The sequence below is a fragment of the Knoellia sp. Soil729 genome (assembly GCF_001427985.1).
Lineage (GTDB): Bacteria > Actinomycetota > Actinomycetes > Actinomycetales > Dermatophilaceae > Knoellia.
Genome location: NZ_LMSA01000001.1, coordinates 16,438 through 32,144, shown reverse-complemented (window position 1 = coordinate 32,144; position 15,707 = coordinate 16,438). Strand labels below are relative to the sequence as shown.

Annotated in this window: 17 protein-coding genes; 14 read left to right on the top strand and 3 right to left on the bottom strand. The window is 70.9% G+C overall.

Annotated elements, in window-relative coordinates; genetic code table 11:
* The 13 genes from ASG74_RS00155 (at position 1) to ASG74_RS00095 (ending at position 12,231) form a co-directional block, all read left to right on the top strand.
* Positions 1-627 (top strand): hypothetical protein, encoded by a 627-nt coding sequence (locus ASG74_RS00155; protein WP_056137727.1) that lies wholly within the window; start codon positions 1-3, stop codon positions 625-627.
* A complete protein-coding gene (gene hisH / locus ASG74_RS00150; protein WP_056137726.1) occupies positions 624-1,268 on the top strand; it encodes an imidazole glycerol phosphate synthase subunit HisH in 645 nt (214 codons plus the stop codon). The genes ASG74_RS00155 and hisH overlap by 4 nt, the downstream gene beginning before the upstream one ends.
* A gap of 55 nt (positions 1,269-1,323) precedes the next feature.
* Positions 1,324-2,058: a bifunctional 1-(5-phosphoribosyl)-5-((5-phosphoribosylamino)methylideneamino)imidazole-4-carboxamide isomerase/phosphoribosylanthranilate isomerase PriA gene (gene priA / locus ASG74_RS00145; protein ID WP_056137723.1), complete on the top strand. Its 735-nt coding sequence runs from the start codon at positions 1,324-1,326 to the stop codon at positions 2,056-2,058.
* Entirely contained in the window at positions 2,055-2,741 is a 687-nt protein-coding gene (locus tag ASG74_RS00140; protein WP_056137722.1) for an SseB family protein, read from the top strand. The genes priA and ASG74_RS00140 overlap by 4 nt, the downstream gene beginning before the upstream one ends.
* A 339-nt stretch (positions 2,742-3,080) precedes the next feature.
* Complete coding sequence (infC, locus tag ASG74_RS00135) at positions 3,081-3,746, top strand: translation initiation factor IF-3 (RefSeq protein ID WP_056139483.1); 666 nt, start codon at positions 3,081-3,083, stop codon at positions 3,744-3,746.
* 74 nt (positions 3,747-3,820) lie between these two features.
* Positions 3,821-4,015: a 50S ribosomal protein L35 gene (rpmI, locus tag ASG74_RS00130; RefSeq protein ID WP_009775194.1), complete on the top strand. Its 195-nt coding sequence runs from the start codon at positions 3,821-3,823 to the stop codon at positions 4,013-4,015.
* A 42-nt stretch (positions 4,016-4,057) separates the two neighbouring features.
* Positions 4,058-4,444 (top strand): 50S ribosomal protein L20, encoded by a 387-nt coding sequence (rplT, locus tag ASG74_RS00125; protein WP_056137720.1) that lies wholly within the window; start codon positions 4,058-4,060, stop codon positions 4,442-4,444.
* 37 nt (positions 4,445-4,481) lie between these two features.
* On the top strand, positions 4,482-5,276 hold the full coding sequence (locus ASG74_RS00120; protein WP_056137718.1) for a TrmH family RNA methyltransferase: 795 nt from the start codon (positions 4,482-4,484) through the stop codon (positions 5,274-5,276).
* A 17-nt stretch (positions 5,277-5,293) separates the two neighbouring features.
* Positions 5,294-6,382, top strand: coding sequence for a PAS domain-containing sensor histidine kinase (locus tag ASG74_RS00115; protein ID WP_235498744.1), 1,089 nt, complete (start codon positions 5,294-5,296; stop codon positions 6,380-6,382).
* A 91-nt stretch (positions 6,383-6,473) separates the two neighbouring features.
* Positions 6,474-7,655 carry an MFS transporter gene (locus ASG74_RS00110; protein WP_056137716.1) on the top strand — a complete coding sequence of 394 codons (1,182 nt, stop codon included), beginning with the start codon at positions 6,474-6,476 and terminating at the stop codon, positions 7,653-7,655.
* A gap of 216 nt (positions 7,656-7,871) precedes the next feature.
* On the top strand, positions 7,872-8,966 hold the full coding sequence (gene pheS, locus ASG74_RS00105) for a phenylalanine--tRNA ligase subunit alpha (protein ID WP_056137714.1): 1,095 nt from the start codon (positions 7,872-7,874) through the stop codon (positions 8,964-8,966).
* Positions 8,966-11,503 carry a phenylalanine--tRNA ligase subunit beta gene (gene pheT / locus ASG74_RS00100; RefSeq protein WP_056137712.1) on the top strand — a complete coding sequence of 846 codons (2,538 nt, stop codon included), beginning with the start codon at positions 8,966-8,968 and terminating at the stop codon, positions 11,501-11,503. The genes pheS and pheT overlap by 1 nt, the downstream gene beginning before the upstream one ends.
* A complete protein-coding gene (locus ASG74_RS00095) occupies positions 11,500-12,231 on the top strand; it encodes an SDR family NAD(P)-dependent oxidoreductase (RefSeq protein ID WP_056137710.1) in 732 nt (243 codons plus the stop codon). The genes pheT and ASG74_RS00095 overlap by 4 nt, the downstream gene beginning before the upstream one ends.
* Positions 12,232-12,323: 92 nt before the next feature.
* Here ASG74_RS00095 and ASG74_RS00090 read toward each other — a convergent pair whose 3' ends face one another.
* The 3 genes from ASG74_RS00090 to ASG74_RS00080 are packed head-to-tail and all read right to left on the bottom strand — an operon-like array spanning position 12,324 to position 14,533.
* Positions 12,324-12,962, bottom strand: coding sequence for a hypothetical protein (locus ASG74_RS00090; RefSeq protein ID WP_056137708.1), 639 nt, complete (start codon positions 12,960-12,962; stop codon positions 12,324-12,326).
* Between the two features lies 1 nt (position 12,963).
* Positions 12,964-13,701 carry a hypothetical protein gene (locus ASG74_RS00085; protein WP_056137706.1) on the bottom strand — a complete coding sequence of 246 codons (738 nt, stop codon included), beginning with the start codon at positions 13,699-13,701 and terminating at the stop codon, positions 12,964-12,966.
* Positions 13,702-13,729: 28 nt separating this feature from the next.
* A complete protein-coding gene (locus ASG74_RS00080) occupies positions 13,730-14,533 on the bottom strand; it encodes a hypothetical protein (RefSeq protein WP_056137704.1) in 804 nt (267 codons plus the stop codon).
* A gap of 125 nt (positions 14,534-14,658) precedes the next feature.
* On the opposite strand from ASG74_RS00080, the gene argC reads away from it, so the two are divergent.
* Positions 14,659-15,702 (top strand): N-acetyl-gamma-glutamyl-phosphate reductase, encoded by a 1,044-nt coding sequence (gene argC / locus ASG74_RS00075; protein ID WP_056139480.1) that lies wholly within the window; start codon positions 14,659-14,661, stop codon positions 15,700-15,702.
* Positions 15,703-15,707: the final 5 nt, after the last annotated feature.

Sequence of the window (15,707 nt, the reverse complement as noted above, 5' to 3'; positions counted from 1 at the left end):
GTGGCCATCCCCGAACAGAGCCCTGAGCTCGGACACGGCGTCGTCCTCGTCCGAGGCGGAGCCGCCGCATCTGCCCGCTGGGTCAGGCGCGGTCTCGTGCCCGTGCGCGTCGTCCCCCTGCCCGGCTGGACCGGTGTCTACCTCGCCGAGGAGCGTGCGCTGTCCGCCGCGCCCTACGACGTCGGTCTCGAGGTCCTCGCGGCTCGCTCGGTCCCGACGCGACACCGCCCCGCCATCGGCCTGTTCGTCATCGAGGGCTGCGCCGTGGTGACGGTCCAGACCCGTGGATGGCGGCTCCAGCAGCGTTGGATCGTGTGGGAGCCCGGGACGGGTGTGCGGCGCACCCCGGACCTGCCCGCCCTGCCCTCGGGGCTGGTCGTCGACGTGGCCGGTGCGCGCTCGCGCACCACGCCGGCAGCCGTCACCGAGCACTTCGCCGACACGCACGGAAGCCCGCTCGAGGTCCTCGTCGGCCTCGTGAGGCTGCTCGGGCTGCCGGGCGAGGAGCTGCTGGTCGAGGGGCCCGACGACGCCCACGAGCGCATCGAGCCCAACCCACGGTCCGTCGCCGCGTTCGACGCGCTGGTCGCCGAGGAGGCAGCACACCGCTCGGAGAACGAGCGATGACCGGCCGGCGCGTCGTCGTCCTCGACCACGGCAGCGGCAATGTGCACAGCGCGGTGCGGGCCCTCGAGCACGTCGGCGCCCAGGTCGAGCTCACCGCCGACCGGCAGCGAGCCCTCGACGCGCACGGACTGTTCCTGCCCGGCGTCGGCAACTTCCACGCCTGCGTCCGGGGCATGCGCGCGGCGGACGTGCCCCGCATCGTCGACGTCCGGCTCTCGGGTGGACGCCCCGTCCTCGGCATCTGTGTGGGCATGCAGGCGCTCTTCGAGTCCTCGACCGAGCCCAACGACATCAGCGAGGAGGGCCTGGCCGAGTGGCCCGGCACCGTTGAGCGACTCCGGGCGCCGGTCGTCCCGCACATGGGATGGACCGAGGTCGACGTCGCCTCCGGGTCGGTGCTGTTTGCGGGGGTCGAGTCCGAGCGCTTCTACTTCGTGCACTCGTATGCCGTGCGCACCTGGACGCTTCCCGAGCCCACCGGTGCCTTCAGGGTGGTCGCACCCCGTGTCACCCACGCCACCCACGGCGAGCGCTTCGTCGCAGCCGTCGAGAACGGCCCGCTCTCCGCCACCCAGTTCCACCCCGAGAAGTCGGGCGAGGCAGGGCTCCACCTGCTCGAGAACTGGGTCAGCTCCTTGTGAAGTCCCTTGTCTCCCACCCAGTCGCGCTGCGTGACTGCCGAACAGTGAAGGTGCCATGACCACCCCCCGCCTCCAGCTCCTGCCCGCCGTCGACGTCGCGGGAGGTCGCGCCGTCCAGCTCGTCCAGGGGGTGACCGGGACCGGCGGTGAGTTCGGCGAGCCGGTCGAGGCCGCGTTGCGCTGGCAGGAGCAGGGGTCCGAGTGGCTCCACCTCGTCGACCTCGACGCGGCCTTCGGCCGGGGCGACAACGCCGAGCTCCTCTCGCAGATCGTGGGCCGCCTCGACATCGACGTGGAGATGAGCGGTGGCATCCGCGATGCCGAGACGCTCGAGCGGGCCCTGGCGACCGGGTGTCGCAGGGTCAACCTCGGCACGGCCGCGCTCGAGGACCCGGAGTGGACGGCAGCCGCCATCGCCGAGCACGGTGACCGGATCGCCGTCGGCCTCGATGTCCGCGGCACCACCCTGGCCGCCCGTGGCTGGACCCAGGAGGGCGGTGACCTCTGGGAGACGCTCGCCCGCCTCGACGCCGAGGGCTGCGCGCGCTACGTCGTCACCGACGTCAACAAGGACGGCATGCTCAAGGGACCCAACCTCGAGCTCCTGCGGGACGTCTGTGCGCGCACCGACCGGCCCGTCATCGCGTCCGGCGGGGTGTCGACCCTCGCCGACATCGAGGCCCTCCGCACGATGGTCGGGGAGGGAGTCGAGGGTGCCATCGTCGGATCGGCGCTCTATCGCGGCGCGTTCACGCTGCCCGACGCGCTCGACGTGGCCGGTCGCCCGTGACGCGTGACCTCGTCTTCACCGGCTTCGAGGGCGACGACGGGTCGGCGGCGCCGGACGTCGTTGCCGCGCTGACCTCGCAGGACCCGGCTGCGCTCATGCGGGCGCTGCACGGTTCCCGGCTCCTCGTGCCGATCGTCGCGGAGCCGGTCGAGACCGCGACCGAGGGTGGCCTCACGGTCGACAAGCAGACCGACATGGCTGCCGTGACCCTCGTGGCCCCCGACGGTGAGCGGGCCCTGCCGGTGTTCACGAGCCTGGCCTCGCTCGCGGCCTGGGACGCAGCGGCTCGCCCCGTGCCCGTCACGTCTGCGCGGGCCGGGCAGGCCGCCGTGAGCGAGCGCTGCGACGTCATCGTCATCGACGTCGCCGGGCCCACCACCTTCGCGCTGCGGCCCTCGATGGTCTGGGCGCTCGCGCAGGAGCGGGAGTGGCTCGCCCCGCACCTCGACCCCTTCGTCGAGACCTCCGTGAGCCGTGCCCTGGCCCTCGAGCCCGCCGTGCGCGGCCACCGCCTCGAGGAGGGCGCGCCTGCCCGGCGGGGGATCCTGGGCCTGGCGCTCGAGCTCGAGGACGGTCTCGAGCCGGCCGAGATCCAGCAGATCGCCACCAGGGTGGGGGAGCGCCTCGCCACCGACGGAGAGCTGCGCGCACGCATCGACGGGCTGGCCTTCCGCATCAGCTGAGTGCGAGTTGGCGCTCGGGCACCGGGCTGCTAGCCTTGTCGACGGACCGACTGCGACTGCCGCCCTCACGGACGACGGTCACAGTGCGCAAGTGAAGCTCGCTTCCACCCGCGTCGACCTCTGGGTCGCCGGGTTTCTCCACACGGTCCACGACAGGCATGTGCTGTCGTGGTCCCGTCGTGGACGGATGTGAGGCTTCTCGTGCGCGGCGCGAGGAGCCTCTTCGGCATTCCGGAGGCAGCACGAGCTCGTCCTGGCCCACGCACAGACTTCAGTTCCCTTCAGAAGGAGATCGACATCAGCGAGCCTCGTATCAACGACCGCATCCGGGTTCCCGAGGTGCGGTTGGTTGGCCCCAACGGCGAGCAGGTCGGCATCGTCCGCGTCGAGGATGCACTGCGCCTCGCGGCGGAGGCAGACCTCGACCTGGTCGAGGTGGCCCCCATGGCCAAGCCGCCGGTCGCCAAGCTCATGGACTTCGGCAAGTTCAAGTACGAAGCAGCCATGAAGGCCCGAGAAGCGCGCAAGAACCAGGTCAACACGGTCATCAAGGAGATCAAGCTCCGCCCGAAGATCGACCCGCACGACTACGCCACCAAGAAGGGCCACGTCGTCCGGTTCCTGGGCGGCGGCGACAAGGTCAAGGTGACGATCATGTTCCGCGGTCGCGAGCAGTCGCGTCCGGAGCTGGGCTACCGCCTCCTGCAGAAGCTGGCCGAGGACGTCATCGAGCTCGGCACCGTGGAGTCGGCACCCAAGCAGGACGGTCGCAACATGATCATGGTGCTGGCCCCGACCAAGAAGAAGTCCGAGGCCCGCGCCGAGCAGCGTCGCAAGAAGGATGACGCCGCGGTCGCGACCCACAACGCCGAGGCCGCCGACGACGACGCCGCCCAGGTCGGCGACGCGGAGGACACGACCGCCTCGCCCGAGGCACCTGAGGCACAGGCCGAGCAGGCCGAGCAGGCCACGCCGGCCGCCGAGGAGACCGTCGCCGCCGAGTAGGCGCCGACCCCAGATTTCCCGCACCACCGCAAGCAGCACCACAGCAGCACCGACAGCGAAGGAGATCGGCAGCCATGCCGAAGAACAAGACCCACAGCGGCACCAAGAAGCGCTTCCGCGTCACCGGTTCCGGCAAGGTCATGCGCGAGCAGGCCGGTCACGTCCACAAGTTCCACGAGAAGACCCCCCAGAAGGCCCGCGCCCTCAGCAAGGACGTCCTCGTTTCCAAGGCCGACGTCAAGAAGGTCAAGAAGCTTCTCGGCATCTGAGCCGATTTCCCTTAAACGTCCAAGAACAGCAAGGAGTCTCACGTGGCACGCGTGAAGCGGGCAGTCAATGCCCACAAGAAGCGCCGGGTCGTCCTCGAGCGCGCCAGCGGCTACCGCGGTCAGCGGTCCCGTCTCTACCGCAAGGCCAAGGAGCAGGTCACCCACTCCCTCGGCTACGCCTACCGCGACCGTCGCGCCCGCAAGGGTGACTTCCGTCGCCTGTGGATCCAGCGCATCAACGCGGCGGCCCGCGCCAACGGCATGACCTACAACCGCCTCATCCAGGGCCTCAAGGCCGCCGAGATCGAGGTCGACCGCCGCATGCTGGCCGAGCTGGCCGTCAACGACGAGGCCGCCTTCGCCGCCCTCGTCGAGATCGCCAAGGCCAACGTCCCGGCACAGCCGGTCGCCGAGAAGGCTTCCGCCTGATCCTGCGAGATCCTCGCCACAGAGCGCCGGGAGAGCCGTGCTGACCAATGTCCGATCTGATCGGGTCAAGTCAGTGCGATCGCTCTCCCGGCGCTCGGCGCGTGAGCGGACCGGTCGCTTCGTCGTCGACGGCCCCCAGGGAGTGCGCGAGGCGATCCGCTGTGCCGCGCCGCGGGTGGACGACCTCTATGTCACCCCCTCCGCGGTCGAGCGTCACAACGACCTCGTCGGCGAGGCGCAGGATGCCGGCATCCACGTGCACGAGGTCGACGACGCCGTCCTTGCCGCGATGTCCGACACGGAGTCACCCCAGGGGCTGCTCGCCGTGGTCGCGTCCGAGCGACCCACCCTCGACGACGTCCTCGCCGGCCGCCCGCAGCTCCTCGTGCTGCTGAGCAATGTGCGCGACCCCGGCAACGCCGGCACGGTCATCAGGGGCGCCGACGCCTTCGGCGCAGACGCGGTCCTCGTCTCCGACGGCTCGGTCGACGTGCTGTCGCCCAAGGTCGTGCGCTCGACCGTGGGCTCCCTCTTCCACCTGCCCGTCGTGACCGGTCTCGATGTCGACGCGACGTTGGGTGCACTGTCCGCACACGGCATACGGACGTTTGCCGCCGACGGAGTCGGAGAGACCCTGCTGCCCGACGTCGACGTGAGCCAGCCGCACGCCTGGGTTCTGGGCAACGAGGCCTGGGGCCTGCCGGCCGAGATCCGCGACCGGTGCACCGACGTCGTGCGGGTCCCCATCTCCCCACGGGTCGAGTCGCTCAACCTCGCGATGGCGGCGACGATCTGCCTCGCCACGTCCTCGGGTGCCACGCGGCGCCCATGACGTGATGGGATGTCGTCATGCCCGAACCATCCACGTCCGAAGAACACGTCCTGACCGTGCCCCGGTCCGCGGCGTCGGCTGCCGCGCAGATGCTCCCGGACGGGCTCGTCGCAGCAGACGCTGAGGGCATCGTGACGTCGGTCAACCGTCGGGCCGAGCAGATCCTCGCCCGCCCGGCAACCAAGCTGGTGGGGCACGACATCCGCGAGGTCCTCCCGCTCGAGACCCGCAACGGCGAGTCCTGGTGGACCCTCACCGACCCCTGGGGCGGGCTGCGCATCCGCACCGGCCACCGCGAGAAGCTGCTCCAGCTGCCCGAGGGCACCGAGCTCCTCGTCACCGCGAAGTATCTCCGGGCGGGCCGCGCGGGACCTCTGGGTGCGGTGCTGCTCGGCCTGCGCGACGCCGAGGCCCGCCGCCGGGCAGAGCACGACCACGCGGCGCTCATCTCGACCATCGCCCATGAGCTGCGTTCGCCACTGACCGGCATCAAGGGCTTCACGTCGACCCTGCTGCGCCGGTGGGACCAGTTCACCGAGGAGCAGCGCCTCACGATGCTCGAGGCGATCGACGGCGACGCCGACCGGCTGACCCGCCTCATCACCGACCTCCTCGACGTCTCTCGCATCGACACGGGCAAGCTGCGCATCCACGAGGTGCCGGTGCCGGTGCGTCCCATGCTGACCCGCCACCTCGAGCGCGCCGTCGCAGCCGGGAGGGACACCCACGGTTTCAGCATCACCGTCGAGGACGGCGCGGACGAGGTCTACGCCGACAGCGACCGCCTGGACCAGGTCATCTCCAACCTCGTCGAGAACGCCTTCCGGCACGGCGAGAACAGGGTGGGTCTCACGGCGGCGCCACACGTGCACGGCGACGACCGCGGCGTGGTCATCAGCGTGAGCGACGACGGTGCAGGCATCCCCGCCGAGCAGCGGCGTGCGGTGTTCAGCCGCTTCTGGCACGGTCCGAGTGGCACGGGCACCGGACTGGGCCTCTACATCGTCAAGGGCATCGTCGAGGCCCACGGCGGGTGGACCGAGATCGACGACGCGCCCGACGGTGGTGCCATCGTCCGCGTGTTCTTCCCGGGCGAGCCCGTCTAGCCCCACCCTGCCGTCGGGTTGGACCCGTCCGCACCACGGGGCATAACCTCCGGGAGTCCACAACGCATTCTGCTCACGAGAGGGGCACGGGGTGTCGGTTGCGCCCTACCGCGTGGCCCTGGCGAGCAGGGACCTGCGGCTGGCCCTCATCCTGGGCTCGTTCGTGCGGATCCCGGTGTTCTCCGCCGGTGTCCTGCTCACCGTCCACGTGGTGTCCACCCTGGGACGTTCGTATGCCGCGGCCGGGCTCCTCGCGTCAGTCGCCACCGTTGCGGTCGCGGTCAGCGGACCCTGGCGGGGCAGGCTGCTCGACCGGATCGGCCTGCGGCGGGTCGTCCTCCCCTCCACCGCCGTGGCACTCGTGTGCTGGTCCATCGCGCCGTGGGTCGACTACCTGCCGTTGCTCGTGCTGGCGGGCGTCGCCGGCCTCTTCGTCATCCCCAGCTTCTCGATCATCAGACAGGCCGTCATGGCGGCCGTGCCGAGCCAGGAGAGACGGACCGCGATCTCGCTCGACTCCGCCGCGGTCGAGATCGCCTTCATCATCGGGCCGGGCACGACGATCTGGGCGACGGCCCACTGGGACACCCGCTGGGTCCTCTTCGCCGTCCAGATGCTCGGCGTCGTCGGGGGAGTGACCCTGTGGCTGGTCGACCTCCCGCTGCGCAGCGACGCCGAGGACGAGGCCGGGGCACCGCACCCGTCGCGGTCCTCGTGGTTCGGGCTCCCGTTCGTCGCCGTCTGCTGTGCCGCAGCCTGCGCCACGTTCGTCCTGTCGGGGACGGACCTCGGGATCGTCGCCCGGATGCGCGAGCTGGGTGCACCGACCTCGATCGGTGTCGTCCTGGGGCTGTGGGGGCTCGGCTCGCTGCTCGGCGCCCTCGTCTACGGTGGCCTGAGTCGCCCCATCTCGACGTTCTGGCTGCTGGGAGGCCTCGCCCTGGTGACCCTGCCCATGGGTCTGGCCCACGGGATCGTGTCGCTCTCCCTGCTGGCGTTCGTGGCCGGCCTGCTCTGTGCGCCGACCATCACCGCGAGCGTGGACCAGGCGAGTCGCATCGTGCCGGCGTCGGCGCGCGGCGAGGCCATGGGCTGGCACGGCTCCTCCCTGACCCTGGGCGGGGCCATGGGTGCGCCGTTCGCCGGGCTGGCCATCGACGAGGTCGGAGCGGGAGGTGGCTTCGTCGCCCCTGCGGCGATCGGACTGCTCGTCGCCCTGCTCGGCGCCTCGGCCGCCCAAACCCGACGGCGCCGTCACGCGCCCGTTCGCTAGGCTGAGCACCATGTCTCCCGCCTCGGCCTCGTGCACCCCCCGTGCCGTGAGCCGATTTATCGTGCCCTCGGGCCCGGTGACGCGGCGCGCCTGCCCCTGAGCGGCGCACGGCAGACCTCACCTGGCACGCCCGGGGGCGCGGAACCTCCCACGCAGCAGTTGTCCGGTAGCCCTGCAGGGCGCGAAGCGTTGCGCCCGCGATCAGAAGTGGAAGCCATGTCTGGACCCAACACGAACTACGACCCGGTCGAGCCAGCTGCCCTCGACCCCCGGACCATCGACGAGGCAGTGGCCAGTGCCCTGTCCGCGGTGGCGGAGGCCGGCTCCCTGGAGGAGCTCAAGGCGCTGCGGCCCACGCACACCGGCGACAGGTCCCCCCTGGCGCTGGCCAACCGTGAGATCGGCGCCCTGCCCCCGAGCGCCAAGGCCGAGGCAGGCAAGCGCGTGGGGCAGGCTCGCGGCCGTGTCAGCCAGGCCTTCGCCGCCAGGCAGGTCGAGCTCGAGGCCGAGCGCGACGAGCGGGTCCTGGCGCAGGAGACGCAGGACCTGACGGTGCGCGTGGCCCGGCGCCCGGTCGGCGCCCGCCACCCCGTGAGCCTGGTGTCCGAGCGCGTCGAGGACATCTTCGTCTCCATGGGCTGGGAGATCGCGGAGGGCCCCGAGATCGAGTCGGAGTGGCTGAACTTCGACGCCCTCAACATCGGGCCCGACCACCCCGCCCGCCAGGAGGCGGACACCTTCTATGTCGCCCCGACCGGTTCCGGGCTCGTCCTGAGGACCCACACCTCTCCCGTGCAGGTCCGCACGATGCTCGACCGCGAGCCCCCCATCTACGTCCTGTGCCCCGGCAAGACGTTCCGCACGGACGACCTGGACGCGACCCACACGCCGGTCTTCCACCAGTTCGAGGGTCTCGTCGTCGCCGAGGGCATCACCATGGCGCACCTGAGAGGCACGCTCGACGCCTTCGTCCAGCGCCTCTTCGGCGACGGCATCGTCACCCGGCTGCGTCCCAACTACTTCCCGTTCACCGAGCCGAGCGCCGAGATCGACTGCCAGTGCTGGATCTGCCGCGGCCAGGACCCGTCCTGCCGCTCGTGCGGTGGCACCGGATGGATCGAGCTGGGCGGGTCCGGCATGGTCAACCGCCGCGTGCTCCGCAGCGCCGGCATCGACCCCGACCGCTACACCGGCTTCGCGTTCGGCCTCGGCATCGAACGCTCCCTCATGCTGCGTCACGGCATCGGGGACATGCACGACATCGTCGAGGGAGACGTTCGCTTCTCCCGCCAGTTCGGAATGGAGATCTGATGCGCGCTCCCGTCTCGTGGTTGCGTGAGCTCGCCGACGTCCCGAAGGACGCCACCGGCCTCGACATCGCCGCTGACCTCGTCCGCGTCGGTCTCGAGGAGGAGGGCCTGCACGGTGGTGACATCGCCGGTCCCCTCGTCGTCGGGCGCGTGCTCACCGTGGAGCCCGAGCCCCAGAAGAACGGCAAGACGATCAACTGGTGCACCGTCGACGTGGGGGAGCACGGCCAGCGGGTCTCCGAGGGCAAGGCGCAGGAGATCGTCTGCGGTGCCCACAACTTCGGTCCTGGCGACCTGGTCGTGGTCGTGCTCCCCGGCGGTGTGCTCCCCGGCGGGTTCGAGATCTCGGCCCGCAAGACCTACGGTCACGTGTCCAACGGCATGATCTGCTCCGCTGCCGAGCTCGCACTGGGCGAGGACCACGACGGGATCATCGTGCTTTCCGAGCTCCTCGGAGCCGAGGCCGCGGCGGAGCTGGCCCCCGGTGAGGACGCCATCGCACTGCTCGGGCTCGGCGACGAGGTCGTCGAGGTCAACGTGACTCCCGACCGCGGCTACTGCTTCTCGCTGCGCGGCATCGCCCGCGAGTACGCCCTGTCCACCGGACGCGAGTTTCGCGACCCGGCCCACCTCGACGTCGCCGAGCCGAACGACGACGGGTATGCCGTCACGCTGGCCGACGATGGACCGCTCGAGGGCCGTGACGGTTGCGACCGCTACGTCGCTCGCATCGTGCGCGGGGTCGACACCACGGCGACGACTCCGCAGTGGATGCAGAAGCGGCTGACCCAGGTGGGGATGCGTCCCATCTCCCTCGCCGTCGACGTCACCAACTACGTGATGATGCTGCTCGGCCAGCCGCTGCACGCCTTCGACCTCGACACCCTCTCGGGTTCGATCGGCACCCGTCGGGCGCGGGCGGGGGAGAAGTTCACGACCCTCGATGACGCCGAGCGTGCGCTGGACCCCGAGGACCTCCTCATCGTCGACGGTTCCGACACCCCGCTGGCGATCGCCGGCGTCATGGGAGGGGAGTCCTCCGAGGTCAGTGACTCCACGACCAACGTGCTCATCGAGGCCGCGCACTTCGACCCCGTCACGGTGGCGCGCTCCTCGCGGCGGCATCGGCTCATCACCGAGGCGTCGAAGCGCTTCGAGCGCGGGGTCGACCCGGCGGTCACGGCGGCTGCGGCCCAGCTGGCGGTCGACCTCCTCGTGGAGCACGGGGGTGGGACCGCCGACACCGGGGTGACCGACGTCGACCACCGCGTCCCGTCGCCACCGTTCACCTTCGACGTCACGCTGCCCACGCGTTACGTCGGGCTCGACTACAGCAGGGACGAGGTCCTCGCGACCCTGCAAGCCATCGGCTGCGAGGTCGAGGAGCGCGACGGCGACCTCGTCTCCGTCCTCGCGGCGCCCTGGCGGCCCGACCTCACCGACGGTCCGGAGCTCGTCGAGGAGGTGGCGCGTGTGCGCGGGTTCGACCAGATCCCGTCGGTGCTGCCGCAGCCCAAGAGCGCCGGGCGCGGGCTCACGCACGGTCAGCGCGTTCGTCGCACGGTCGCCAACACGTTGGCCCACCAAGGCCTCGTCGAGGTGCTCACCAACCCCTTCGTCGCCGAAGGCAGGTTCGACGAGCTGGGCTATGCCGCGGACGACGCGCGACGGCTCAGCGTGCGGATCGCCAACCCGCTCTCGGACGAGGCGCCCCTGATGAGGACCTCGATCCTCGACACGCTGCTCGACGCATTGCGCCGCAACGTCTCCCGGGGGGCGCGCGACGTCGCCCTCTACGAGCTGGGGCTGGTGACGGTCGGGTCCTCGTCGCCGCAAGCCGCACCCGTACCCGCCGCGAACGCGCGTCCTGACGACGCCACCCTGTCGCAGATCATGACGGCCGTGCCGACGCAGCCACGCCACGTCGCGTTCGCCGCAGCGGGTGACGTCGAGCGTGGGGGCCCATGGGGCCCCGCGCGCCGGGTCGAGGCTGCCGACGCGGTCGAGTGGGCGCGGACCGTGGGCCGGGCGGTCGGTCTCGACCTGGCGGTCGTGGCTGCGCGCGACCGGGCACCGTTCCACCCCGGACGCTGTGCGGCGCTGACGCTCCCGGACGGCACGGTGGTCGGGCACGTCGGTGAGCTCCATCCCAAGGTCGTCGCCGCCCTCGACCTGCCGGACGCCACCGTCGCCGGTGAGCTCGATGTCGACGTGCTCGTCGCCGCGAGCGGCACTCCCGTCCAGGCAACCCAGCTGTCCACCTTCCCATCGGCACACACCGATGTCGCGCTCGTCGTCGACGAGGTGACGCCGGCGGCCGAGGTCGAGTCGGCTCTGCGCCGCGGCGCCGGTGAGACCTTGGAGTCGGTCACGCTGTTCGACATCTACCGGGGCGACCAGATCGACGACGGCAAGAAGTCCCTGGCCTATCGGCTGACCTTCCGGGCCGACCGCACGCTGAAGACCGGCGAGGTGTCGGCCCTGCGGAACTCCGCGGTGGCATCGGCTGTCTCCGCCGTCGGGGCGGTCCAGCGATGAGCCAGCTCGTCGCCATCGTCACCGGAGCCTCCCGTGGCATCGGTGCGCACCTCGCGGATGCCCTGCAGGACAACGGGTATGCCGTGGAGCGTGGCTCGCGCTCCACGGCCTCGGTGACCGATCCGGGCGCCGTGAGGTCCTGGGTGGCTGATGTCGTGGCTCGCCACGGGCGCATCGACCTGCTCGTCAACAACGCTGGGGTCATCGACGCGGAGGTGTCGTTGGAGCGCAGCGACCCCGACGAGTGGTGGGCGACGATGGAGACCAACGTGCGTGGTCCCTACCTCATGACGCACGCCGTGCTGCCGCACCTCACGGCCGGGACGGGCCGGATCGTCAACGTCAACTCCGGTTCCGCCTACAGGAACTCCGATGTCGCCACCGCCTACAACGTGAGCAAGGGAGCCCTGGCGCGCATCACCTCAGGACTGGGCCTCGGCCCGGACCGCACGGCGCTGGTCTTCGATCTGGCTCCGGGCGTGGTGCGCACCGACATGACGGAGTCGATGCAGGCTCATCGCGGCCGCACCGAGTGGACCGCGCCGGAGGAGGTCAGTGCGTTGTTGCTGGCCATGGCCCGCGGCGAGCTCGATGAGTGGAGTGGGCGCCTGGTCCGCGCCGGCGCGGACACCGTGGAGTCACTGCGGGCCCGGGCGCAGGCCGGGTTGGACGAGCTGGACCGCACCCTCTCCCTCCAGACCTGGGGAGAGGACGACCCCCTCGCCTGACGCCCACTCGCCGATCGACTTATTGCGCGTTGGGCCAGTTCGTCGCTGCGCTCCTCACTGGCCCAACGCGCAATAAGTCGGGGACAGGGGGGTCAGGTTCCGTTGACGGTGATCCGGGCCAGGACGTCGTCGTCCAGGGCGGCCCGTAGGCGCAGGCACGCTGCCCAGAGCAGGTGAGCCTCGGCGCGGCTGCCGGGGGGCCAGGCGGAGACGTCCCCGGGGTCGGACTCCGACACGGCGAGCAGGGTGCGGGCATCACCCCGGTCGACCCTGGGCCACGCACCCGCACAGGAGCGTGCGCGCGCGACGAGCTGCACGGCATACCCGCCGTCACTCTCGCGCGACCAGGCCGCAAGTGACGCCGGAGAGACCGACGCGAGGTCACCTACCGTGGAGATGCCGCGTCGATCCAGGGCAGCGCGCCACCGGTCGCCGACACCGCGAAGCGCGTCAACCGCAAGGGCGGCGATGACCTGGGGCACGTCGAGGTTCGCGGGGGCGTCGGTGGTCGTGGGAGGGAGGTCGCGAACGGTGCCCGATGGGCGCATGACCACCTCCGCCTGCCAGACGACGTCCTCCCACGGCGTCGAGTCCGCTGCGGGTCTCGATCCGATCCGACCGATGACGGTGTCGACGGTGAGCGCACCAGAGGCGTCGAACGCGCGGAGGGCGCCGGCGACACCGGCATCCGCCTCACGGGCGACGAGCGCGGCGAGCTCTGCCGGGCCCACGTCAGTCCTCGGTCCGGAAGCGGATCTCGACCTCGCCGAAGATGTCGGCGCGGTTGGCCGGCTCGCCCGGCTCCGGTGAGGCGACGGGCGGGCGGACCCGCAGGCGTAGGTCACGGATCCCGTCGAGGACCTCCGGCCGCAGCACCGTGGCGCGGGGCCCGATGAGGTCCCCGATCCGGCTGATGGGGATGTCCCTCAGGACCGAGCGCGTCACGGCGGGCGTGAGGCCGGGGGCGGCTCGGCGGGCCGGGCTCGGCTCGGCGGGTGCGGAGCGGACGGTGCTGAAGGCGAGCTTGGCCCGTACGGTTCCACCGTCGACGAGCACCCGCGGGACTCCGCGGCGGCGCACCTCCCGGACGGACTCGAGGTGCCTCTGCGCGAGGTGCAGCGCGACGGCGTTGCGGAGGGCGCCGACATCCGAGCTGGACAGACCCCCGTCCCGGCTGGGCAGCGAGACCCCGAGCTCCGTGAGGACCTCCGGGGTGGGCGTTGGCCCACCGACGGTGACCGACGTACCGCCCTGGCCGTCGGGGAAGAGCTCCACGAGGGCGAGGTCGACCATCCCTGCGGTGATCGAGGTCGCGGCGACCTCCTCAGCCGTCATGTCGGCGGCGGCGTCGAGTGCCCGCAGCCGGTCCTCCTGGCTGGCGTGGGAGGCCACGATCGAGTCGAGGGTCTCCACCAGGAGGACGGCGACGAACTCCGCGAAGCCGACATCCGAGACATCGCTGTCTGGCATGGCTGCAGTCTCCTTCGGATGGGGCGGATCAGGGAGTGTCGAGCGGCAGGTAGTCCGTCTTGAAGTTGATCTTCACGCCCCCGGTGATGGTGGTGTCCACACCCGAGCTCGAACCGCTCGAGGTGTTGCTCGAGCTGACGTTGACCGACGTGTACGAGGTGCTCGCGGACGCCTTGACCCACGCAGAGAGAATGCTCCCGGTCCCCGCGTTGGCCTTGAACTGGAACTGCGAGCTCGAGTAGCGGCTCGAGTTGTTGCGCAGGAAGTCCGACCCGTAGGTGTGGAAGTTCAGGCCGGTCTCGATGGTCCCGTCGGTGACGACAAGACGCAGCATGCCCAGCTTGACCATCTCCTTGAGCAGCGTGTACTTGTTGGCCGCCACCCTGGTGGCCACCGCATCGCGCAGCGTGTCGATCGCCTTGTCGTCGAGCACGCCCGCCTTGGCCGACTTGTCGTTCGAGACGACGTTGGTGCCGGGGTCGGTGACCGCGAGAGCGGTGTTGATCGCCGTCGCCTCGTCAGCGCTGAGCTTGCCGCCCGTCGTGACCGCGGTGGGGCTGTCGCTGCCGGCGGGCGTGTCGTTGTTGCGAGGTGCGATGGCCGTGAGGACCTGCATGATCTCGCCGGGACCGATGTCGTCCTTGGTCTCGTTGATGTAGGCCGTGAGGCTCTTGCTCGTCGCCTGCAGCAGCTCGACGAAGGCCTGCTGCTGTCGCAGGTTGGACGCGACGAGCGTGTCGAAGACGTCGCTCACGAGCTTGGTCGTGAACTCGACGAAACCGATCTCGTTCAGGCCGGTGGCGGCGCCAATGGCGTCGTTGACACCGGGCATGGTGATCTCCCTTGTTCGTGCCGTCGCCCTGTGCGGCGGCGCTACGGGGGAGGAGTGACGAGGAGGGGCACTGATACATCCGAGCCGGATTGCATACAGTTGTCGGCGCATGCAAGAATATGCACATGCTGAGAGTTGCGGTCGCCGGTGCCAGTGGCTACGCCGGTGGTGAGGTCCTCCGATGGCTGCTGCAGCACCCTGAGGTTGAAATCGGATCGGTCACGGCCGGCGGAAATGCCGGCGCGCTGCTCGGATCCGTTCACCCACACCTCTTTTCACTGGGTGACCGGGTTCTCGCCGAGACCACGCCCGAGACCCTCTCCGGTCACGACGTCGTCGTGCTGGCCCTGCCCCACGGGCACTCGGCTGCCGTGGCCGAAGGCCTGGACGAGGAGACGGTCATCGTCGACTGCGGCGCCGACTTCCGGCTGCGCAGCGAGACCGACTGGACGACCTTCTACGACACCCCGTATGCCGGGTCCTGGGCCTACGGGCTCCCGGAGCTCGCACTCGCCGGCGGGGGTCGCGCACGCACCGACATTGAGGGCCGCCACCGTGTCGCCGTTCCCGGGTGCTACCCGACGGCCGTGAGCCTGGCGCTGGCACCTGGCCTGGCGGCGGGGGTCGTCGAGCCGGATGACGTGGTGGTCGTTGCCGCCTCGGGAACCTCCGGAGCGGGCAAGTCGCTCAAGCCACACCTGCTCGGCTCCGAGGTCATCGGCTCCATGTCGCCCTACGGCGTCGGCGGAGTGCACCGGCACACTCCGGAGATCGAGCAGAACCTCGGTGCCGCGGCGGGCGTCCCCGTCGCGGCCTCGTTCACCCCCACGTTGGCGCCGATGGCCCGCGGCATCCTCGCCACCGCCACGGCCAGGGTCGCCCCGGGCGCATCGACAGCAGACATCCGTGAGGCCTGGCGCGCGTCCTACGCGGAGGAGCCGTTCGTCCACCTCCTGGAGCCCGGAGCCTGGCCCGCCACTGCGCACGTGGTCGGGAGCAACCACGTGACCGTGCAGGTGACCGTCGACGAGCGCGTCGGCCGAGTGATCGCGGTCGCGGCCATCGACAACCTCGCCAAGGGCACCGCCGGCGCAGCCGTCCAGTGCCTCAACCTCGCCGTCGGTCTCCCGGAGACGACCGGCCTTCTCGGATCGGGGGTGGCGCCGTGAGCGCC